The 21,242-nt window shown below is 65.8% G+C and carries 16 protein-coding genes; 13 read left to right on the top strand and 3 right to left on the bottom strand.

All coding sequences use genetic code 11. From position 1 onward, the window contains the following. Positions 1-134 precede the first annotated feature (134 nt). From sthA to Pla108_RS19170, 6 genes are all read left to right on the top strand, one after another. A complete protein-coding gene (gene sthA, locus Pla108_RS19145; protein ID WP_146446589.1) occupies positions 135-1,619 on the top strand; it encodes a Si-specific NAD(P)(+) transhydrogenase in 1,485 nt (494 codons plus the stop codon). Positions 1,620-1,730: 111 nt separating this feature from the next. Then, a complete protein-coding gene (locus Pla108_RS19150) occupies positions 1,731-2,570 on the top strand; it encodes a Gfo/Idh/MocA family protein (protein ID WP_146446590.1) in 840 nt (279 codons plus the stop codon). A gap of 620 nt (positions 2,571-3,190) precedes the next feature. Next, a complete protein-coding gene (locus Pla108_RS19155; protein ID WP_146446591.1) occupies positions 3,191-4,882 on the top strand; it encodes a hypothetical protein in 1,692 nt (563 codons plus the stop codon). A 392-nt stretch (positions 4,883-5,274) separates the two neighbouring features. Then, on the top strand, positions 5,275-6,333 hold the full coding sequence (locus tag Pla108_RS19160; protein ID WP_146446592.1) for a Gfo/Idh/MocA family protein: 1,059 nt from the start codon (positions 5,275-5,277) through the stop codon (positions 6,331-6,333). Positions 6,334-6,474: 141 nt separating this feature from the next. After that, positions 6,475-8,421: a sodium:solute symporter family transporter gene (locus Pla108_RS19165; RefSeq protein ID WP_197526712.1), complete on the top strand. Its 1,947-nt coding sequence runs from the start codon at positions 6,475-6,477 to the stop codon at positions 8,419-8,421. Between the two features lie 326 nt (positions 8,422-8,747). Further along, a complete protein-coding gene (locus Pla108_RS19170) occupies positions 8,748-9,296 on the top strand; it encodes an SMI1/KNR4 family protein (RefSeq protein WP_197526713.1) in 549 nt (182 codons plus the stop codon). A gap of 275 nt (positions 9,297-9,571) precedes the next feature. On the opposite strand, the gene Pla108_RS19175 is transcribed toward Pla108_RS19170, so the two are convergent. The 3 genes from Pla108_RS19175 to Pla108_RS19185 all read right to left on the bottom strand — a co-directional run bounded on the left by Pla108_RS19175 (position 9,572) and on the right by Pla108_RS19185 (position 13,515). Continuing rightward, positions 9,572-10,672 carry a glycoside hydrolase family 10 protein gene (locus Pla108_RS19175; RefSeq protein WP_146446594.1) on the bottom strand — a complete coding sequence of 367 codons (1,101 nt, stop codon included), beginning with the start codon at positions 10,670-10,672 and terminating at the stop codon, positions 9,572-9,574. 5 nt (positions 10,673-10,677) lie between these two features. Continuing rightward, positions 10,678-12,324 carry a family 10 glycosylhydrolase gene (locus tag Pla108_RS19180; protein ID WP_146446595.1) on the bottom strand — a complete coding sequence of 549 codons (1,647 nt, stop codon included), beginning with the start codon at positions 12,322-12,324 and terminating at the stop codon, positions 10,678-10,680. Between the two features lie 111 nt (positions 12,325-12,435). Continuing rightward, positions 12,436-13,515, bottom strand: a complete 1,080-nt coding sequence (locus Pla108_RS19185) for an anhydro-N-acetylmuramic acid kinase (RefSeq protein WP_197526714.1) — start codon at positions 13,513-13,515, stop codon at positions 12,436-12,438. Positions 13,516-13,671: 156 nt separating this feature from the next. On the opposite strand from Pla108_RS19185, the gene Pla108_RS19190 reads away from it, so the two are divergent. The 7 genes from Pla108_RS19190 to Pla108_RS19220 all read left to right on the top strand — a co-directional run bounded on the left by Pla108_RS19190 (position 13,672) and on the right by Pla108_RS19220 (position 21,223). Next, positions 13,672-14,826, top strand: coding sequence for an AraC family transcriptional regulator (locus tag Pla108_RS19190; RefSeq protein WP_146446597.1), 1,155 nt, complete (start codon positions 13,672-13,674; stop codon positions 14,824-14,826). A 168-nt stretch (positions 14,827-14,994) separates the two neighbouring features. Further along, on the top strand, positions 14,995-15,909 hold the full coding sequence (locus tag Pla108_RS19195; protein ID WP_146446598.1) for a hypothetical protein: 915 nt from the start codon (positions 14,995-14,997) through the stop codon (positions 15,907-15,909). 120 nt (positions 15,910-16,029) lie between these two features. Beyond that, positions 16,030-17,277, top strand: a complete 1,248-nt coding sequence (locus tag Pla108_RS19200) for a PEP-CTERM sorting domain-containing protein (RefSeq protein WP_146446599.1) — start codon at positions 16,030-16,032, stop codon at positions 17,275-17,277. A 53-nt stretch (positions 17,278-17,330) separates the two neighbouring features. Next, positions 17,331-18,371, top strand: coding sequence for a DUF1559 domain-containing protein (locus Pla108_RS19205; RefSeq protein WP_261342532.1), 1,041 nt, complete (start codon positions 17,331-17,333; stop codon positions 18,369-18,371). Next, complete coding sequence (locus Pla108_RS19210) at positions 18,361-19,056, top strand: hypothetical protein (protein WP_146446601.1); 696 nt, start codon at positions 18,361-18,363, stop codon at positions 19,054-19,056. The genes Pla108_RS19205 and Pla108_RS19210 overlap by 11 nt, the downstream gene beginning before the upstream one ends. After that, positions 19,053-19,511 (top strand): hypothetical protein, encoded by a 459-nt coding sequence (locus Pla108_RS19215; RefSeq protein ID WP_146446602.1) that lies wholly within the window; start codon positions 19,053-19,055, stop codon positions 19,509-19,511. Before Pla108_RS19210 ends, Pla108_RS19215 begins: the two co-directional genes overlap by 4 nt. After that, the gene (locus Pla108_RS19220) at positions 19,508-21,223 is read left to right on the top strand and encodes an FAD-dependent oxidoreductase (protein ID WP_146446603.1); all 1,716 of its coding nucleotides are present in this window, start codon (positions 19,508-19,510) and stop codon (positions 21,221-21,223) included. Before Pla108_RS19215 ends, Pla108_RS19220 begins: the two co-directional genes overlap by 4 nt. The last annotated feature ends 19 nt before the right edge of the window (positions 21,224-21,242 follow it).

The following is a 21,242-nucleotide window of genomic DNA, read 5'->3' on the forward strand; positions in this document are numbered from 1 at the left end:
TCCTCCAGCCAATACAATCGGAATACTCGGCGCCCCTCTTCGGGAGCGCGCCTCCCACTTCGCCGACGCGCCGCCCTTCTCGCCCTACGTTTACGCGGACCCTTCTTTCCGCAAATGACGCAAAGGCGACCGACGTGAATAGCTTCGACCTCGTAGTGATCGGCAGCGGCCCCGGTGGACAGAAGGCGGCCATCTGCGCCGCGAAGCTCGGCAAGCGCGTCGCGATCGCCGAGCGCCAGAAGGAACTGGTTGGCGGCGTCTGCCTGCACACCGGGACGATCCCCTCCAAGACGATGCGCGAGGCGATCCTCCACCTCACCGGCTTCCGCCAGCGCGAGGTCTACGGCGACCAGTACCGCTCGCGGAAGTCGATCACCATGGACGCCCTGCGGCAAAAGCTCGCCCAAGTCTCGCGACGGGAATGGGACGTCATCCAGGACCAATTCGACCGCAATGGCGTCGAGACGCTCGTTGGCGAAGCGAGCTTTGTCGATCCGCACACGATCGAAGTCCTCAACATCGAGGGCCCGATTCTTATTGAGGCCGACAAAGTGCTGTTGGCCCCTGGAACCAAGCCGGCGCGGCCCCCTCACATCCCGTTCGATGGCCGCACGGTCTTCGACTCGGACGAGTTCCTTGAGCTCGACCACATCCCGCGGTCGATGATCGTCGTCGGCGGCGGCGTCATCGGCGTCGAGTACGGCCTGATGATGGCGACGCTTGGCGTCCGCGTCACGATCATCGACGGCCGCGATCGACTGCTCGACTTCTGCGACCGCGAAATCGTTGACTCACTGGTCTACAACGCCCGCTCGATGGGCGTCACGTTCCGCCTGGGTGAGAATGTCGCCGAGGTGCGCCGCGTCGGCGTCAACTCGGTCGCCGTCGAACTCGAGAGTGGCAAGCGGATCCTCGGCGAAACGGTGCTCTTCAGCGTTGGCCGTGAGGGAGACTCGGCGTCGCTCAATCTCGAGGCGGCGGGCCTCGCCCCCGACAGCCGCGGGCGGATCGTCGTCGGTGACGGATTCCAGACCGACGTGCCGCACGTCTACGCCGTGGGCGACATTGTCGGCTTCCCGGCGCTCGCTAGCGCGTCGATGGAGCAAGGCCGTCAAGCGGTCTGCCACGCCTTCGGCGTCCCTGCGCGTAAGATGGGTGAGATCCCTTACGGCCTGTTCACGGTTCCGGAGATCTCCTCGATCGGTAAGAGCGAGCAGCAGCTCACCGCCGACCATGTGCCGTACGAGGTGGGCCTCGCACGGTTCAGCGAGATCGCCCGTGGCCAGATCGCCGGCGACGAGTCCGGCATGCTCAAGCTGCTGTTCCACCGCGAAACGCGTCAGCTCTTGGGTATCCACGCCATTGGAGAGTCGTCGACCGAGATCATCCACATCGGCCAAGCCGTGATGGCGTTCGGCGGCACGCTCGACTACTTCCGCGACTCGGTCTTCAACTATCCGACGATGGCCGAGGCCTACAAGGTCGCCGCGCTCGATGGCCTCAACAAGCTGACCGCTTACGACGAGGAAGTCGTTGGCGGGTGGTTCGAGCCCGAACCTGCCGCCGGCGAGTCGGTGCGCGAAGTCGAGCCGGCGGAGAAGGTCGTCCTCGCCGTTTGAGGCGGGGCGTCCTGATAGGGCCGGCCGTGTGCGGGAGGCGATCGGGACTGGGCGACGGCAACGAGCCGCCCTACTCTGAGGGGTCCCTCCGACATCCAGGACCCGGCCCCTATGAGCGCTCAGCGGATTGGCTTCGTCGACGACGACCTCGATAACTTCCACGCCAACACCTACCTCGCGGCGTTCCGCGGCCCCCTCGCCGAGCGGGGTTGGGAAGTCGCCGGCGTCACCGCCCAACAAGCTGAGAAGGGCAAGGCGTGGGCGGCGGAGAAGGGACTCCCCTACTTCGACACGATCGAAGCCCTCGCCGCGACGGTCGACGCGTTCGCTGTGCTGGCGCCCTCGACCCCCGAGACGCACCTCGGCCTTTGCGAGGCGGTCCTGCCGCACGGCAAGACGACGTTCGTCGACAAGACGTTCGCCCCCGACGCCGCCACGGCCGAGCGGATCTTCGCCCTCGCCGACCGGCATGGCGTGGCGATCCAAACCACCTCGGCGCTGCGGACCACCAACGTTCAAGCCGAGACCGCCAAGCTAAGGGACCCACTGGTGAGCCTCTCGCAATGGGCGGGGGGCGCCTCGTTCGGCGAGTACGGCATCCACCCGGTCGAACTCGCGGTGAGCTGCCTCGGTCCCGAGGTCCAGCGCCTCGTCATCGGCGGCGCCGAGCACCATCCCACCCTGGCGATCGAGCTCAGCGGAGGCAGGATGGCGACCATTGACTTCAACGCGGCCGAGCACGTGCCATTCGTCGCCACACTGACGACCGACCGCTGGTCGAAGCAGGTCGTGGTGGACGACTCGAAGCTGTTTGTCGACGCCGCGGCGGCGATCCTCGACTTCTTCGACGCCGGCCGCGCCCTCGTGCCGCGGGAGGAAACCATGGCCGTCTTCCGCGTGCTCGATGCGGCTAGGAACCCCGCCGCCCGCCGGGGTTGGGTGGCGATTTAGCGGACGTTTTGCGTTACGAACCGAGGCCGCTGGGCCACCACCGAGGCGTCCTGCTTGTCGGCCGGCCGCCCACCAGTGCAGGCGATGCGACTGGGGATTCTGGGCGCGGGGGCGGGGTCGCGCACTGGCTGACGTTGGCGATCGTTCGTCCACTCTGGGGACTCTCCGCGCAAGTTGGTTCGTCTTCTTTCAATCGCGCGTCTGCCGACCCTTTGTCGAAAGGGTCCGCATTTCGCGGAACTAGTCGCTGGGCGCAACCTTGTGAGATCGGGGAAGGACCAACGGTTCAATCCCATCATCGCCTGCCTGTAAGAGCTGAGGACCAGCACATCGGCGTCGTTGAGCTACTCCTCGCGCTGGTGATAGGTGGGCCGTACGAACCTAACCGGCGCAATCAGAGGTGCGTGCTCACCGGTTGGCATGCAGCTTGCGGCCTTTTGGCGGTAACTAGCCGGCAACTTCTTTGCGCCGCTCGCCTCCATCAAAGGTTACCCGAGACGTCGGGCGGGGGGTTGATTGACGGCGCCCATCCAAACCCTCTATCCCCGAGGAGTGAGAACATGACTTTATCAAGTTGGCGAGTATTCCTATGCGCCCTCCTGGCGCCGCCACTAATTGCAATGCCTGCAAAGGCCGCGGAAGACTACAGCGAGACGCCGTACTACGAAGAAGAGCCGTGGTACGACATCACCGAATGGTTCGACGGCAACGACTATCGCCGCACTGCTGCTAACGACACGTCAGAAGCCGACAGTGACGCGACGGTGACCGACTACGAGTACGATTACGGCTATCATTACGACGTCGATGGCGACCTCGATTACGGGGGGCACTACGAAGACCAGTACGGCGACACCCAATACGGCTACGAGTCGGATTACGGTTACGATGATCGCTACGCGAACGACGATTGGTTCTACGACTACTGGTACTGGAACAAAGGCCCGTCGTACTACAATGACTGGGACGCCGACGGTTCTTACGAGTACGTCACGACCTACAAAGACTATGACAACGATGGCTACTACGACGCCTATTTCACGTATCGCGACTGGAACAGCGACGGCATTTACGAGGATGTCGACTTTTACAGCTTCAATAACGCCTCGGGCGACAAACGGTCCGAAGGCAAGGAGCAGGGCGAGTCGATGCAATCTAAGGCCCGACGCACCCAGGGGACGGTCGCCAATGTCAAAAAGGTCAAGGTTCGGGGCAACGAGCACTTGCTAGTGCGCCTCGACGGCGGTGAAGATAAGCAGAGCACCGTCGATTTAGGCCCGACCGAGGCGCTGCAGGACTTCGACATCGCGGAAGGGACGGAGGTCCAGGCGACCGGTCCCGTCGTCAAAGTAGGCGACAAGCGGTTGCTCGTTGCGAAATCAGCGAAGATAAGTGGTCAGACCTTCAAGCCAAACCGCAACAACTCGAAGGTTCGTGGCACGATCGTCAGCACTCGGAAGTTTGAGAACCGGGGAGCGACAAGTCTTCTCGCGACGGTGAAGACGGAAGAGGGATCGTCTGAGGAAGGCGCCAAATTGCTGGTTGATTTAGGTCCGGCGGACAAGCTGGCAACCGAGTTCTCCGAAGACGATCAAGTTACGGTCGAAGGGGCGCCGGTTAAGGTGAACGACAAGCGGATCCTCATCGCCAGCCGTGTGAAGCACGATGGTGAGACGACCGAAATCGATCGCCGGACTGGCGTGCAACGAGCCGACTCGCAGCAGGCGAGCCGCAATCAGCGGCAGAAGGATTCACAGACCGCAATGAAGTCCCCGACCTTCTCCGGTAAAGTCGCGTCCAAGCGGAGGGCGACGGTACGCGGCGAGGAGCGTCAGCTCATGGTCTTGCGCACCGATACAGGACGCCAAGTCCTCGTCGACCTCGGTCCCGCCGAGCAGCTCGACATGACCTGCGAGCCGGGCGACCAGTGCAAGGTTCGCGGCCCCGTCGTGAAGGCCAGGGGCGGCCAGCCGGTCGTGCTCTGCCGGATGCTCGTTATTAACGACGGCAACCGCACGCGGGTCAGGCCCCAGCAGGCCGACTCGAACGGGCTAAGTGAAGTGACGGGCGACATCCGTTCGCTGACCACCGTTGAGGTCCAGGGGACGGAGCGCCAGCACGCGTACCTCAACACCGAGGATGGCAAGAAGCTGATTGTCGATCTCGGTGCGCCCGACAAGCTGCCCCTGGAGCTCTCCAAGGGTGAGCAACTCTCTGCGCGAGGACGGATCGTTAAGGTCAACGACAAGGTGATCTTGGTTGCCTTCGAGGCCAGCAAGTCGGATTCCGATTCGCAGTCGATCGAACGCTGATCGCTGAGACCGCCTCCGAGTTTCTCGAAGACGCCACCATGCCCCCCCCCGGGGCGTGGTGGCTTTTTTTGTGCCGTTTTGCACTTCAGTGACAAAGTGTCGCACGAGTTCAGCGGCCGGCGGATGGCGACCCTTCCATCGACGCCGGCTGCGCCCTCGTGCCGCGGGTAGAGACCATAGCCGTCCTCCGCGTGCTCGAGGCGGCTAAGAATCCCGCCGCCCGCCGGCTTTGAGTGGCGATCTAGCGGTCGTTTTGCGCTACGAACCGAGGCCGCTGCGCGTCCGCCCCGTTGCGTTCTACGCGGCGCGCCACCACATTTCTTGGAACCGGTCCCGCTTGCGCCCGCACCGGGGCGTCCAGTTAGTCGGCCGGCGGAACACGGGAGTTGGCGATGCGATTGGGGATTCTGGGCGCCGGGGCGATTGGGGCAAAGCACGCGGCCGCGGCGGTCAGCGTTGGGGTAGACGTCGGCCGCGTCGTCGATCGCGACGCCGACCGGGCGGCCGCCCTCGCTGGCGATTACGACGCCGCGTCGGGCTCCGACGCCAAGAGCCTGTGGGACGACAGCTCGCTCGATGCGATCGTCATCGGCGTGCCAAACTGCTTCCACCGCCCGATGGCCCTCGAGGCGATGCGGGCCGGCAAGGACGTGCTGCTCGAAAAGCCGATGGCCCTCACCGCCCCGGAGTGCGACGAGCTCATCGCCGCCGCCGAAGAGACCGGCCGCGTCTTGCAGATCGGCTACACGCACCGCTTTACGGCGGTCGGTTCCGGCGCTAAGGGCGTGGTCGATGCGGGGGAGCTCGGCGCCGTCTACCACGCCAAAGCGCATCTTTACCTGCGACGCGGCGTGCCGGGGCTCGGCGGCTGGTTCACCACCAAGGCGATGTCGGGCGGCGGCGCGCTGATCGACCTCGGCGTCCACCTCCTGGACCTGGGGCTGCACCTGCTGGGGCAGCCGACCGCCGTCGCGGTGAGCGGCAAGGCCTACGCCAAGTTCGGCGTCACGATGCAAGAGTATCTGTACGAGTTGATGTGGGCCGGGCCGCCGAATTACGACGGCGTCTGCGACGTCGACGACTACGCCACTGCGTTGGTGACGTTCGACTCGGGTGCGACGCTCGACCTCCAAGTCGCCTGGGCGTGTAACCTGCCGGTGGGGACCGTTCCCGACTCGATGGTCGCGCTGCTGGGCGATCGCGGCGGGCTGTCATTCGAGCTGTTCGGCGACCACCTCTTACTACGGAGCCAGATCGCCGGCCGCAACGCCGACAGCAAACTCACCCTCCCGGCGGTCGACCAGATGTCGCTACAGATGGCCGACTTCGCCGAAGCGGTTGCGTCGCGCACGCCGGGCGTCGGCGCCACTCCCGTGGAAGGTCGCAAGGTGCAGGCGATCGTCGATGCGATCTATAAGTCGGACAAGACGAACTCACCGGTAACGCTGTAAGCCAGCTGAAGCATCTTCTGTAGGAGGCGTCTCCGACGCCGATATCGCGCGGCGAGCCGAGTAACGTCCGCACGACGTCATCGGCGTCGGAGACGCCTTCTACAAAGGCCCGTCCTATCGTTGACTGAATCGGAGACGACCTTGCCCCTGCTCGCCGCCGCGCAGTTCAGCGACCAAGTGGTGGTCGCGGTCTATCTGCTCGGCAGCCTGGCGCTCGGGATCGTCGCCAGCCGCTTTTTTCGGTCGCCCAAGGGAGAGGGCCCGCTGGCAGCGGGCGAGAGTGATTCCGAGGACGATTACTTCCTCGCCGGCCGCCGCGTCCCGGGCTGGGTGAACGGCATCTCGTACGCGGCCACCGCCCTGAACGCCGACGTCGGCCCCACCTACTGCGGCTTCGCCGTGGTGGTCGGCCTGCCGATCGCCTTCTTCTACCTGCCGCGCTTCGCGCTGGCGTGGATGATCGCGGCGGTGATCTTTGCGGTCCGCTGGCGGCAGCTCGGCGTGCGGACCGGACCCGAATTCTACGCCTTGCGGTTCGGCGGGCAGCGGACGCGTTTCGTCCGCGTCTACTCGTCGCTGTTCGCGGTCTGCGTGAACATGGCGCCTTGGATCGGCGCCGGGCTGCTGGGGGTCCACAAGATCTTTGGGCCCGCCTTCGGCATCGACGACGCCCTCGCCGCCGACTGGGGCGTCACCGACCCGAAGACGATCACGCTATCAATCGTGCTGCCGGTGTTGATGATCTATGTCTGGATCGGCGGCTTCGCGGGCGTCGTGGTCACCGACGTGATGCAGACGCTCGTTATCGTCGCGTCGAGCGTCGTGCTGCTCGTCTCGGTCCTCTGGATGCATGGCGGGCCCGCGGGTTTGACAGCGGCGATCGAGGCGTCGCTCCCCGAGCGCTCGGCCGAGGTCCTCTCGACGTGGCCCGTCTGGGGACACCGTGTGCTGGGGCCGATGGTGGTGCTCGCCTGGCTGATCGTCCCAACCGTCGGTCGGGGCGGATCGGTCGATCTCGAAGGCCAGCGGCTCTTCTCTTGCAAAAGCGACCGCGACGCGGCCCACATGAATGTCTGGGCGGTGATCGGCCTGTTTGTGATGCTGCTGCTGTTGACCCTGCCGTCGCTCGGCCTGTTGGTGAACCACCCCGAGCTGTACCTCGCCGAGCCCTCGCAGCGCGAGACCGCCTACGCCCTGCTACTCGACGAGTACCTGCCGGCGGGGCTCTACGGTGTCGCGCTGGCGGCCTTGTTGGCGAGCGTTATGTCGACCATTTCGAGCCACTTGAGCTATGGATCGCAAACGCTCGTCAACGACGTCGCGCGGCAGATCCTTCCCCACGCGAGTTTCTTGGCGCCCGGCTCGAAGGGCGCCGTCTGGGCCGGCCGCGTCCTGATGCTGGCGATCTTGGCGGTCGGCGTCGCCGTGACGTTCAACGCCGACTCGCTGATCGGCATCGCCATCGTGCTGGCCGGCATGTACGGCGCGACCGCCACGGTCTATTGGGGGCAGTGGTGGTGGTGGCGCGTCAACTTCTGGAGCTGGCTCACCGCGATGGTCGGTGGGCCGTGCGTCTATGTGCTGCTCGGGGGGCTGACGGCCGGCCCGGTCGCGATCTCCGGCGTACTCAGCGCCTTCCCCGCCTGGGCCGAGGCCCGCGCCGCCGGCGAGTCGGCCGCCCAAGGGATGGACATGCTGCAAGCCGCCGTCGGCATGGCGATCACCTTCGCCGCTTGGGTCACCGTCACCCTGCTAACGCGGCCCGAGCCGATGGAGATTCTCAAGACCTTCTATCGCCGCGCCCGCCCGATGGGGGCGTGGTCCCCGGTCCGCGCGGCGTGCGTCGCGGAAGACTCCGCCTGGACGCCGCCACCCGAAGGCCTGCTCATCGCGGGCCTCGGCGTCGCGGTCATCGGCGCGGTGGCGATCTCGGCGGGCGTGCTGGCGGCGTCGAACCTGTTCGTCGGCCGCTGGGCCGAAGCCGCCGCCTTCACCGCGGTCACGGTGGCGATGGGCGCGTGGTTCGCGCGGCTCTTTGATCGACGGATGGGCCAGCTCGACGCGGACAGCGCGGGCGAGCGGCGTTAGTGCCGACGGCGGGCGTGTTGCTACGGCTTCTTGCACTCAACGCCGCCGTGGCACTTGATTGACTTCGGCGCCTTTAGCCGTGACGGCTTCTCGCGCCGGTGGATTATTGACCCCCGGGCGAATGGCGCCGAGGTGATTTCCCCCGACGGCAGTTTCTGCGATACTGAACCCGCTAAGAACGATGCAGCTGAGGCAGGTTCAGGCGTTCCGAAACTGGCCGAGGTTGTGACAACCTCTGCGGCGTAGACGCCCACCAGATTGCGGTACGTGATGACCCCCGCGGGGAGTTTCGGGGGCACAAAAGGCGTGCGGTTTTGCTACAATTGATGGAAGTCTTATTTACGCTTTTTTTGGATAAGCAGTCCTGCGCGGACTTATCTACATTTTTTGTGTCTAATAACAAGTATGTTGCTTTGGTAATCTGCCGCGTGTTGCCCATGTATGACGCACTAAAATTAGAATTGCGCGACGCCTTTAACGCCCTGCCCGGCGGCTGCCGGTTCCCGCCTGCTTCCGATTCAGAAATTACTGCCTTTGAATCCCAATTCGGACGAATGCCCGATGCATTCAGATGGTTCCTGACAGAATGTGGCGGCGGAACAATTGGCTCCGAATGGGTCGATGGCATAAATGAACTACCAATCACGCATCAAAAATACGCAAATGAAACGCGAGGCGATGACGGCTGGTCGATGCGTGGCGTTTTCATCATCGGCTGGGACAGTGCCGGAAATCCATTTGGTATTGATCGGGCAACCGGTAGCATACTCGTTGAAGATCATGACTTCGGTGGCGTTCACGAACTTGCACCTTCATTCGAATCATTCCTTGTTCGGGGACTGCTCGAAAATGATCGCAACTTAACAAACGGATGAGCCGGAGCCGGAAAAGTCGGGCTGGCTCGCTTCGCTCGTTCACGTCAACTCCCGGCCCGGTTATCCTTGACGTTATGCGGCTGCCTCTTAACTAACAGCGGTGTGCCCAACCTCAGCGATTTTGGGCCAAGTTCTTCGACGTACCGGCGTGAAACTTCTCAGCACGTTCAGGGGGGCCCAACCTGCTGAGGTGCTGCTCTTCTAAAGTCAGGCAAGGAACTGCCGAAGTCTTTCCGGTTTCACCGGCCACCGCACTTTCAGCGATACTCATTGATTCACTCGCTGTACAACGAGTCAAACACCGCTGCGTGCTCGTTCAGCCCTTCGTAGTAGAAAAAGACTTCGCCGGTGAAACCGAGCTCGCGGTTGATCTCGACCATCGCGCGGACCTTCTCGCTCGGCAGGTCGTAGCCGCCGCCCAGCGCGATGAGCACGCCCGGGAACACTTTGGAGAGGGCCTCGGCGGGGACCTGCTGCTTCATGGCGGCGAGCGTCGTGCGGTACGACTTCGGGTCGCGGCGGTAGACCTGGGGGCAGAACTCGTCGCCCCATCCTTCTCGCGCCCAGCGGGGCCAGTCTTGCAGGTAGTTGTTGCGGCTCCAGGGCCAAACGCTCGGCGCCCACGAGACGCACAGCTCGGGGTCGAGCGCCTTGAGCTCGTGGTAGGCGCGCTCGACGAACCGGCTCAGCTTGTCGGCCCGCCACTGGATCCAGTCGGCGTCCTTGGGATCGTCGGGCGGGGCGGCGCCGTTGTGCTCGGATCGATAAAGAGCGACCGTGAGCGGGTCGTAGCCGCCCGTGTTGGGGAGGGCCGGCAGGCGGTCGTCCCCTTGCACGCCGTCGATGTCGTAGTTGATGACGACCTCTTTGAGCATCGCTAGCAGAAAGTCTTGCACGGCTGGGTCAAACGCGTTCATCCACTGAAAGCCATTGCGACTCACCAGGGCGCCCTGGCGGTCGAGCGCGGCCCACTCGGGACGCCGCTCCAGCAGCGGGCCACCCTCGGGGTGGTGATAACTGCAACTGAAGCCGAACTCGAACCACGCCACCACACGGATGTCGGCCGCGTGGGCCAGCTCGATCAGCTTCGCAAGCGGGTCGCTTCCCTCAAGCCGCGGGTCGATCGTGACGCCGAACTCACGCCGCATCAGCTCGCTGGGATAGAGCGTGACGCCCCGATTCCAGGTGACGACGTAGATCGTGTTGACGCCAACCGCGTCGCAGCGATCGACGACCGACTTGAGGTAATCGCCGGACGACTGCCCCCCCTTCGAGAGATGGGCGAGCCACACGCCGCGCACCGGCTCCGTGGCAAGCGTGGTCGAAAAGAGTGAACCACCAAGGAACAAAGGAACGAAGAGCAACCTACAAAACATGGTCGTTAGTTCCTTCGTTCCTTGGTGGTTATTCCAGCGGCGCCAAGGAACAGCATCGGTAGCAGGAAGCAAGACGACGGCTCGGGGACCGTTGTCGCAGTCGGCGCTGTGTAGCCGTAGCCGCCCGACCAAAGGTCGTAGTCAAGTAGGTTGACGAAGTTGTCGCCGTTGGCGTCCGCACGGAGGTCGGTGATGGAAGCGAACGTGTCGCGCCAGATCGTATATTCGGCGGCGTTGACGAGGCCGTCGCCGTTGAAGTCGGCCGGCTCGACAGGGCGTCGGTCGGCGAGCAGCTCGACACGGGTCGCCCCGAAGACGGTCAGCTCGCGCTCGCCCGCCGGGAAGTAGCCGACCGACAGCTCCCGCCACTCGCCGCCGATCTCGGCGATGAGGCTGTAGGCGCTGCCTTCTTGAATCTCGACGCTCCAGCGGTTGACGCCCGCGGCCGAGGCCACGACCGGCACGGCGCGGTGGCCGGGGCCGAACTGCGGGTTCAGCGCTTCGCCCTGCTCCGCCACGTCGTAGAACGCGGTCAGCTCGTCGGCGAACTCGTCGCGGACAAACTTGCTGTAGAAGAGCGCATGGCCGCCGGCGCCGACTTGGCGGGTCCGCTCGATCATCGCCTCGACATCGGCGTAGGGCGTGTTGGCCCCCGATCCGTTGCCACGCAGGCCGACGACGAGCTCCTGCCGCTCCGCCACGGAGAACTGGTTCACCTGGCCCGTGAGGGTCGCGTTGAACGACGCGTAATTGTCGCGGTAGACCTGCACGGCGTACTCGTCAAACAGCCCCGCGTCTTGCCAGACGGGCCACTCGGCGTTGTAGTTCACGTCGGAAAAGTTCGTGATCGACGGACTCACCGACAGCAGCAGGTCGGGCCGCACGGCGTGGACCGCGGCGGTCAGTTCCTCGGCGAACAGCGTGACCTTGTCCTGCCGCCACGAGCGGAAGTTAGCGTCGTCGACACTCGCCGGCAGCGACCGGCCGGTCTCTTGCTGATAGAGGGCCGCGGTGGTGGCGTCCCAACCGAACTCGCGCGGCCACGCCAGCCGGTCGTCGAACTGCAGGCCGTCGAGGTCGTAGTTTACAACCGTTTCGAGCGTAAGGTCGATCAGGAACTGTCGCACCTCGGGAACGGCGGGGTTCATCCAGGCGAAACCGTTGGAGCTATTGCCGAGCCGGCCCGATTGGTCCCGCAGCAGCCAGCCGTTGTCGCGCATCTTGGCGCCGAGCGGCGTCGCGGTGTTGCCGCCCGTCCCCACGAACTCAGCGGCGAAACCATACTCGAACCAGCCGATGTAGTTGAGCTCGTTGCGGTGCGCCTCGGTCACGGTCTCTTGGACGAGGTCCCGAGAGTTCCCCAGGTAGGACGCCCGGTCGGGGCCCGCCATCGCGGCGAGCGTCGGCGACGGGTAGTTCGTGTAGCCGTTCTTCCAGGTCTCGACGTAGACGGTGTTGAGACCAATGTGGCGGAGGTCGGCCATGACGGCGGCCGTGTTGGCGCCGGTACGGATGTGGTCCTCCGCACCGGTCGTGGTAAGCCACGTGCCGCGGACCTCGGGCGCGGCGGCCTCGACGATTACGGGGAGGGCGCAAGCGGCGAAGACGGCCGCATGAGTCGCAGCGAGGCGACGGAGAAAATGTATCGGCATGGGGGACGAGGCTCCTGCTGTTCCACTTGCAACCCTAGTCGGCGGCAAAATCACGTCAATCGCCGGGAGCACATCGAAGTCGAACCAAGCCCGGCGCTTCACGCCGCCCCGTCAGTCGATATTGTCCCACTTGGTCGATAGCCCCGCGCTGCCGGCCGAGCGGCAGCCGGTCGTCTCGGGCGTCGAGACCGGCAGCCCCCGCTGGTAGCGGATCGCGAGCCAACCGAAACACTCCGCCTGCATGGTGTCGGGGTTGAGCCCGCGTTGGTGGACGTTGCGGACCTCGTCGAAAGCCTCGGCCAGTCGGGCCAGGATCAGCGGGTGGCGGCTGCCGGGGCCCGTCACCCAGGCGAGCCGCGGCCGTTCCGGCAATTGTCCGACGGCCGAGACGACCGACTCGGCGATGACGGCGCAGATCGTGGCGGCGCCGTCGTGCGGGCTCAACCCCGAGACGTCGATCCGCTCGAAGTCCGACCGCGACGGCGTCCGCGGCAACGGCCGCGAGAAGAACGGGCTCTGCAGCGCGTAGCGGACACTCGCCTGATCGACGACGCCAGCCGACGAGACCGCGCCGTCACGGTCGTGCGGCGCCTCGGCGACCTCTTGGACCCATTCGTCGAGGAGCTCGACGCCGGGGCCCACATCGCCCGCGATAATGTCGTTGGCTTGGCTCAGCCAGGTGAGACTCGTCACGGCGGCGAAGTTGACCATCAAGGCGGGGCGGGGCTCGCGGGCCATCAAGGCCCAGTGGTACATCGCCTCGAGCGGCGCCCCCTGCCCGCCGATCGCCATGTCGTAACGGCGGAAGTCCGTAACGACCGGCAGGCCCGTCAGTTCGCCGAGCAGCCACGGGTTGCCGATCTGCAGCGAGAGCCCCTCGGATGGCATCCGGCGGAGCGTGTAGCCATCGAGGCCGACCACCTCGGCGGCGGCCATCTCGACGGGGTGGCGCTCTCTCAGCAGCTCGACGGCGGCGGCGTAGGCGTGCGTCAGCTCCCGCTCGAGCCGCAAGATCTCCGTCGTCGGCAGGTCGTTCTGGGTCGCCTCGACGAGGCCCCAGTGGAGGCTTTCGTCGCACGGGGAACTGACGCCGCCGATCGGCGTGACCTCGTCGCGGCCGTCGCTGTGGATCAGCGCAGCCTCGACGGCGTCGCCGGTCACCGACGACATGATCCCCACCGCGTATCGCATCACATCGTCGCGAGCCAATTGAATCTCACGGGAAAAAAGGAGTGAACCGATCCATTCGATTTATAGGATTCGCCACGAAAACGACCGTACCAACCTGCGCGGCGCCCGCCTATCCTTTCGCAGCCGCCTCCCCTTGCCCCGCCTCAGGCCGCCGCTGTGCCGATCCCCGAAGTCGCCGTACTCGTCGAGACTGACTCGAGTTGGGGGCGCAACGTCCTCCGCGGCGTCGCGAGCTACGCCCAGAAGTTCGGACCGTGGAATCTGCTGGTCGAGTCCCACGACCGCGGGCCGAGCTGGGCGATGATCGAGTCATGGCGGGCCGACGGCGTCATCGCCCGGCTCGCCACCCCGCTCTTGTTGCGTCAGATCCAGCAGCGTGGCGTGCCGGCGGTCGATGTGGGCGACCTCTTTGTCGGGGCCGAGGGGGTCGACGCCGTCCTCACCGATACCGACGCCTGGGCGCAGCTAGCGCTCGACCACTTCCGATCGAAGGGCTTCGAGCACTTCGCCTACTACGCGCCCCCGAGTCGTGACTACTCCAAACGGCGGGGAACCGCATTCGCCGCGGTGGTCGAGGCGGCGGGCCAGCGCTGCGCGCAGTACCGCCCCGGCTATCGGGTTGGCCGCGAAATCAGCCGCGAGGAACATCGCCGCCGCGTCGGCCGGTGGCTCAGCCAGCTGCCGCACCCGGTGGCGGTGCTCGCCATCGACGCCCAACGCGGCAAGGACCTGGCCGAGATCTGCACGCTGGAGGGCTACAACGTCCCGGACCAAGTGGCGATTCTCGCCGGTGACTCGGACGAGCTCTCTTGCGAAATCTGTACGCCGCCGCTGTCGAGCATCGACGTCGCAAGCCGCCGCATCGGGTACGAGGCGGCGGCCCGCCTCGCGGCGCGGCTCGAAGGGGGCGCCTGTCTCGCCGAACCGCTGCTGATCGCGCCCGACGGCGTTCACAACCGGCAATCGACCGACGTGCTGGCGATCGACGACCCGCTGATCGTCCAGGCGCTGCGGTACATGCAGACCCACGCCTATCGCGGCATCACTGTTGACGACGTGCTGGCGGTCGTGCCGATGGCCCGCCGGCAGCTTGAGCGGCAGTTCAAGAAGCAGCTCGGCCGGCTCCCCGCCGAGGAGCTCCGCCGCCTGCGACTCGAGCGCGGCCGGCAGTTGCTCGGCGAGACCGAGCTGCCGATGGACGCCGTCGCCGAGGCGTGCGGCTACGCCGGTTCGACCCAATTCGGCGCGGCCTTCCGTAAGCACTACGGCATGACGCCGCTCGCCTATCGGCGGCGATTGCAATCGAGCTAGAAAGCTTGGTGTCGCATCTGGTGGAAAAAAATACGCACCTGCGAGAGGTGCGAAATGGTGTCGCGGTTACTCTGTGGAGATGGCGTCGGACCGCCCCCGCCGCGCCGGGAGTGTCAGCGACGCCCGCCTCATCATCCCGATGCACCGCCCTGAACCCGAGGACGCCTAATGATCCGCCAACTAACCCTCTGCTTGGCCACCGCGGCCCTTGCCGTGGCCGGCTCGTCCGCCTCGGCGGCGATTCTCGCCCAGGACAGCTACATAGTCGGCCCGGGAGAGTACACCGCGGGTGGATTGAATGCCCAAACGGGCGCGAGCTCGGTCGGCTTCAGCGCCCCGTGGAGCGTTAACAGCGCCAACCTGCAAGTCGAAGCCGGCGGCATCCTTGATGGCGACGCCGACACGACGCTCCCCAGCAATGGCCAGGGCAAGTTCTTGTCGGCGCCAGGCGCGTTCTCCGCCAACTTCCGCCGCGCCGATCGCCTCCTGGCCGCTCCGGCGCCGGCGGGCAGCACCTACTACATGAGCCACCTCCTGAACGCTGGCAGCTCGACCGGCCCCAACCAAAACTACGCCTTCGTCGGTTTCGGCGGCTTTGTCGCCCAGCAGACCATCGAAGGGACCGCGAACAACTTGTTCGGCGCCTTCACGGGATTCGTCGGTGACGGCGCGGGCGGCGTCGATCTGGTGGTCCGCTCGCGGACCGGCGCTGCCGCGGGCGGAATCGGCACCACGGTCTTGGTCCCCGACGCCGCCAACACCACGTTCAACGTCGTTATGGCGCTCGAGTTCAACAACCCGGGCGACACGGTCCGTTACTGGGTGAACCCCACCGACTTCGCCAACGGCGAGGCGGGTCTAACCGCGTCGTCAACCATCAACGGCGCCATCCCGGGCTTCCAGCTCTCGGCCGTCTCGGACATGGCCCGCTTGAGCATCATGACGGCGGGTTTCGACCGTTCGTTGTTCTGGGACGAGTCGATCCTTGCCGACACGGTTGCGGACCTCCGTCCGGTCCCTGAGCCGACGACCCTGCTGCTAGCGGTTCTCGCCATCGGCGCCGTCGTGCGACGTGTCCGCTAACGAAACGTTCGGCCGCCTAGCGAGCCGTCCCCACGAGGGGCGGCTCGCGGCCGGCCTTGGTGAAGTGAGAAGCGATCCTCTCCCGACAAGACGCGAATCCCCACTGACAGGCGCCACCCCATGCGTGCTTCCCTCGTCTTCGTTTCTGTCGCCCTCGCGGGTACGGCGTTCGCGCCGAATCGGGCCGCCGCCCAGTTGATCGCGGCCGACAGCTTCAACGCGGCCGACTACGCCGACCCGTTCTTTCCTGGCGACGCACAGCTCCGGCTCTCCGGCCCGAACGCCGACGGCAATCCGGTCGTCACGCCGGGCTGGGTCGACAACGGCAGCGGTTCGCCGAGCGGGTGGTCGGTTGGCACCGCCAACCTGAACTGGGACACCGACGCGACCAACCCGACTCTTCGGTCGGTGCATGTCGCCTACGACGACGACTCGACCGGGAAGGTTTCGTTGGCGCCGATCGCCGCCGGTGGGTTCGGCGTCACCTTCCGCGCCGGAGAGCGAGGCCTCGACCCCTACACGCCGAGCGACACCTACTACATGAGCGCCCTGCTCAATCCGGGCGGCGCCTTCGGGGCCGGCGCGCGGGGTGAAGCGATGGTCGGTTTCACCAACGGGTCGTGGACTGCTGATGGCTTCAACAACGTCAACACGTCCGCCGGCAACCCGTTCGGTTTGATGTTTGGCTTTCACGGCGAGCAGTCGGCGTCGAACCCCGCCGCCACCGACCAAGTCGACCTGGTGGTGCGAGCTCGGCAGGGTGACGTCAACGATCCGATCCTGGTTGACAACGTCTTGCTCTCGGGCACGTCGGAGAGCCCGCTCGACAGCACGACCTACCTGCTGATGCTACGGGTTGATGTCAACGTCGATGGTGGGGCGTTCGACAAGGTCACCTACTGGGTCGATCCGGCGAACGTGGCGACCGAACAGTCCGCGACCAACTCGGCCGTAGCGACCGGCTCCTTCGACACGCTCGCCTTCAACACGACCGCCGACATCACCCGGTTGCGGACGGTGTTCAACCAGTGGGAAACCCGCAGCTTTTTCTTCGACGAGGTCCGTTTGGCGGGAGACTTTGAATCGTTGCGTGGTGAGGTCCCGCTGTCGGGAATCGACGGCGACTACAACAACGACGGCGTCGTCAACGCCGCCGACTACACCGTCTGGCGTGACAACAACGGCGCGCCGTTGACCCTCCCTAACGACATCACGCCGGGGACCGTCGACTCGGGCGACTACACCGTTTGGGCCAACAACTACGGGGCCGACGCCCCCGCCGGCGCCGCCGCGGCGATCCCCGAGCCCACGGCCACCCTGCTCTTGCTGGTGGGCATGGTGGGCGGCTGCGTGTCGTGTCGTCGCTAAGAGTGCGTGTGACCGGACCGTCCCTACGAATGCTTCAGACCGCGAGGAATGCGATGTTGAAACGGAAGGCGGGCTTCACGCTGGTCGAGCTCTTGGTCGTGATCGCCATTATCGGGATCTTGGTGGCCTTGCTGCTGCCGGCCGTGCAGGCGGCTCGCGAGGCGGCCCGACGCAACTCGTGCACGAACAATCTCAAGCAACTCGGGCTGGGGTGCCTCAACTACGCCTCGACCAATTCGGACTCGCTCCCGCCGGGCTTTGGCGGTCACATGCTGACGTCGGCCGGGGTGGTCGACGTTGGCAAGAACTTCAACAAGCTCAGCGTCTTCACGGCGATCCTCCCCTACATCGAGGAAGAGAGCGTCGACGCGCTGGTCGATTATGAATACGAAGTGGCCGGCGCGCCCTTCTCGGACCCCGCCAAGAACGTCGTCATCAAGTCGTATCTCTGTCCCAGCTTCTCCTTCGAGCCGATCTACGCCTCGGCGCCGGCGGCCGAGGGGTACAAGAATGGCGCCCTCGTGACGTACGCCGGTGTCGCCGGCGTCGATATCAACGAGCAGCAAGGCGCGACAGGCGTCGCCAACTTCTCGGCTACCGACATCGATGAGAAGCGAATCACCTCCCAAAACACGGGCGGCTACGGCGACCTCTTCCTCAATGGGGCCTTCACCTTCGGCAAGCTCTACCCCAACCCAAACAACAAGACGCGGCACTACATCATTCCCAAGGAACGCAAGCTCGCGCAGATCGTCGATGGGACGAGCAACTCGCTGATGATCGGGGAGTTCGTTGACAGGCCTTGTGAGTTCTTCGGACAATGCGACGAGTTTCCGGGGTATATCCGTCCCTGGTACCTGGGCGGCTACCAAGGCGCCCCCTACCAAGTGCGGATCATCCGCTTCACGCCAAACTCACAGCTCCCACAGATCGACGCCAACTTCACCGAACGCCCCTTCAGCAGCCTGCACCCGGGGGTGACGCAGTTCGTTTACTGCGACGGGAGCGTCCACACGCTCACCGACTCGATCGATCCCGCCACGTTCTACGGACTGGGAACCGTCGATGGGGGAGAAGTCATCAATGCCCTGTGAAAAGACCACCAACCGTAGCGCCGACGCGACCCGCCCCGGTTATCGAATGCAACGACTCGCCGGCGGACTGATTCTGCTGCTCGGCCTGGCGGCGACCGGTTGCGGCTCCGGCGCCGGCAAGGCGGAAGTGGTTCCGGTGACGGGACGGGTGTTTCTCGGCGACCAGCCGCTCGGTTTTGGCTCGGTCACGTTCCAGCCGTTACAAGGCGGGCAGCCCGCGAGCGGCAAGATCGACGCGGACGGCAAGTTCGTCCTCTCGACCTACAAGCCAAGCGATGGCGCCGCGGTCGGCCAGCACCGGGTGCGGGTCGTCTGCTACGCCTCGCAAGACCCGGCCAACGCGGAAACGCCAACGGGCGACGCGTTAGGCGAGCTACTAACCCCGTCCCGCTACGCCGGCTTCGCCAACAGTGGGATCCAGGTCTCGGTCCTCGCCGACGGGAACGCCCCGTTCATCCTCAAGCTCGAGCCCGATCCGCCCGCCGAGGAAGTCTCACCGGAAGACGGGGACGAAGCCGGAACCGCGGCGCCGGCTGCGGACGACCCCGCCACCGACGACCCCGCCACCGACGAGGTTCCTGCCGACGAGAGGCCGACCGCCCGCGTTGCGCCGTCGGCCGCCGAACCGCAGCGCCCCAGCGAAGAAGAAGCCGCCAGCGAAGCAGCGACGGAGGACCAAGGTTGATCGCTTGTAATTTCGCCCGCCGCAACGGCGGCTTTCTTGCCGCGCTGATTCTGCTGATGGCCGGGTGTGGTGGCGGACCGCCAATGGGAAAGGTCTCTGGGACCGTCTCCCTCGACGGCAAACCGATGAGCTTTGGCACCGTGATGATGCAGCACGTCGAAGGGGGACAGCCATCACGCGGCGAGATCCAGCCCGACGGGACGTTCGTCATGTCGACTTTCCACCCCGAGGATGGCGCCCGCGTCGGTGAAAACCGAATCCGCGTCACCGCCTACTCGACACAGGACCCGCGGACCAACCCCGGCGGCGCTTCGAGTGGCGCGCTGGGCGTGCTTGTCATCCCCGAGGCGTACGGCTCGTTCGGCGCCAGCGGGTTGAAGGCCGATGTCGAGCCGGGCGATAATCCACCGCTCAACCTCGAGCTTACTAGCGGCGGAAAGAAGGCAAGACGGTGAAGCAAGTCGACCTCTCGCTCGGCGTGGCCATCGTCACGGTTTTTCTCGCGCCGCTCGCCTCGCTCGCCGAAGCGCCCCGGGCGACCGACGCCGCACGTTACGACGTCGTCATCGCCGGCGGCTCGACCGCCGCCCTCGCCGCCGCGTTCTCTGCCGCCGAGGAAGGGGCGACCGTCGCCCTGCTAGAGCCGACCGACTGGATCGGGGGACAGCTCACCTCGTCGGCCGTCCCCGCCGTGGACGAGGCTTGGCACAAGATCACGGCCAGCGACGGTCGCGTGCTGCTCGACGTGGCCGCCGTCGCACGCGACCCGCGCAACATGACGCCCTTCTTCCGCGACGCGCTCGCGGCGATCGGCAACCCCGGCGGCGGGTGGGTGAGCCGCTACTGCTTCGAGCCGCGGCGCCTGCTGGACGGCTTCCTCGAACCGCGCGAACGCGAACTCGCCGGTCGGCTGACGGTCTACCGTGAAACGGTCGTCAAACAGGTCGAGACCGACGGCCGCCGCGTCACGGCGATCGTCGCTGTCCGCCGCACGCCGCGCGACGGCGTCGAGGGCTACGACCGGCTCCCGTCCCAAGAGCTTGCCGACTGGTACTCGCCGGCCGATTCGTCGCGATTCACCAAGGAGACGCTCCGCATCGAGGGCGACATCTTTATCGACGCCACCGAGTGGGGCGAAGTCCTGGCGCTCGCCGACGCCCCCTACCTGCAAGGCGCAGAGCCGACCGAGGACTCGCTCGACGGCGACGACACCCTCGGCCAAGCGACCGTCTACTGCTTCGTCCAGCGGATGCACGACCGGCCGATCGATGATCACCCCTCCTATCAGCCGGTAGCGGGCCTCGGTTACGGCCCCTACCACGACCGGGCCGACGCTTGGTCGTTGATCTGGACCTATCGCCGCGTCCTCGGCGACGGGCCAACCGCTTCGGCCGGCGAGTTGTCGCTCCAGAACTGGGGCTACTCCGCCACCGTCGGCGACGGCGGCAACGACTACCCGTTCGGCTACCTCTTCGTGACGCGCGACGCGGCGGCCGCCGCGCGAGACGACTGGCGTGGCGGCGTCGACCCCGAGGTCCTGGCGGCGGCCGAAGCCCGCGCCTTGGCCTGGCACGACTGGTTCCGCCACGCGGCGCCGGCGGCGATCGACCCCGATCAGATCACGCTCGACGGCGAAGCCCTCGGCACGCATCACGGCCTGGCGAAGCTCCCCTACATCCGCGACACGCGCCGCAGCATCGGCGTCGACGGCTTTGTGCTGAAGCTCGACGACTTGGTCGCCGAGGTCGAAGACGATACGCTACCGCGGCTTACCGGAACCAAATTCCGGGACCGCGTCGCCCTGGGCGCCTACGCGGCCGATATCCACCCGCTGGTCGGCTACGAGTACCCACCCGACCTGCACGAGAACCACGCGACGCTGCCGTTCTATCTGCCGCTCCGTTCGCTCACCAACGACGGCTTCGACAACCTGCTGGTCGCCGGCAAGACGATGGCCCAGACCTTCTTGGCGAACACCGCGACACGGCTACACCCGATCGAGTGGTCGAGCGGCACGGCCTGCGGCGTCGTCGCGGCGGACCTCGCCGAGAGCGGCGCCACGGCGGCCGACGCCTGCAAGGACTTCGAGCGTTTGCGCACAAGAATCGCGCGTTACACGCCGGTCGATTGGACATTGCCAGAGCCGATCAGCGACGACATGCAGTAATGCAGTGGACCGTCGGCCG

Source organism: Botrimarina colliarenosi (genome assembly GCF_007859955.1).
Lineage (GTDB): Bacteria > Planctomycetota > Planctomycetia > Pirellulales > Lacipirellulaceae > Botrimarina > Botrimarina colliarenosi.

Excerpts from the sequence above, each read along its gene's own strand:
- Pla108_RS19150 (WP_146446590.1), top strand. The coding sequence starts at position 1,731 with ATGAGCGCTCAGCGGATTGGCTTCGTCGACGACGACCTCGATAACTTC.
- Pla108_RS19155 (WP_146446591.1), top strand. The coding sequence starts at position 3,191 with ATGCCTGCAAAGGCCGCGGAAGACTACAGCGAGACGCCGTACTACGAA.
- Pla108_RS19160 (WP_146446592.1), top strand. The coding sequence starts at position 5,275 with ATGCGATTGGGGATTCTGGGCGCCGGGGCGATTGGGGCAAAGCACGCG.
- Pla108_RS19170 (WP_197526713.1), top strand. The coding sequence starts at position 8,748 with ATGGAAGTCTTATTTACGCTTTTTTTGGATAAGCAGTCCTGCGCGGAC.
- Pla108_RS19175 (WP_146446594.1), bottom strand. The coding sequence starts at position 10,672 with ATGTTTTGTAGGTTGCTCTTCGTTCCTTTGTTCCTTGGTGGTTCACTC.
- Pla108_RS19180 (WP_146446595.1), bottom strand. The coding sequence starts at position 12,324 with ATGCCGATACATTTTCTCCGTCGCCTCGCTGCGACTCATGCGGCCGTC.
- Pla108_RS19185 (WP_197526714.1), bottom strand. The coding sequence starts at position 13,515 with ATGCGATACGCGGTGGGGATCATGTCGTCGGTGACCGGCGACGCCGTC.
- Pla108_RS19195 (WP_146446598.1), top strand. The coding sequence starts at position 14,995 with ATGATCCGCCAACTAACCCTCTGCTTGGCCACCGCGGCCCTTGCCGTG.
- Pla108_RS19200 (WP_146446599.1), top strand. The coding sequence starts at position 16,030 with ATGCGTGCTTCCCTCGTCTTCGTTTCTGTCGCCCTCGCGGGTACGGCG.
- Pla108_RS19205 (WP_261342532.1), top strand. The coding sequence starts at position 17,331 with ATGTTGAAACGGAAGGCGGGCTTCACGCTGGTCGAGCTCTTGGTCGTG.
- Pla108_RS19210 (WP_146446601.1), top strand. The coding sequence starts at position 18,361 with ATGCCCTGTGAAAAGACCACCAACCGTAGCGCCGACGCGACCCGCCCC.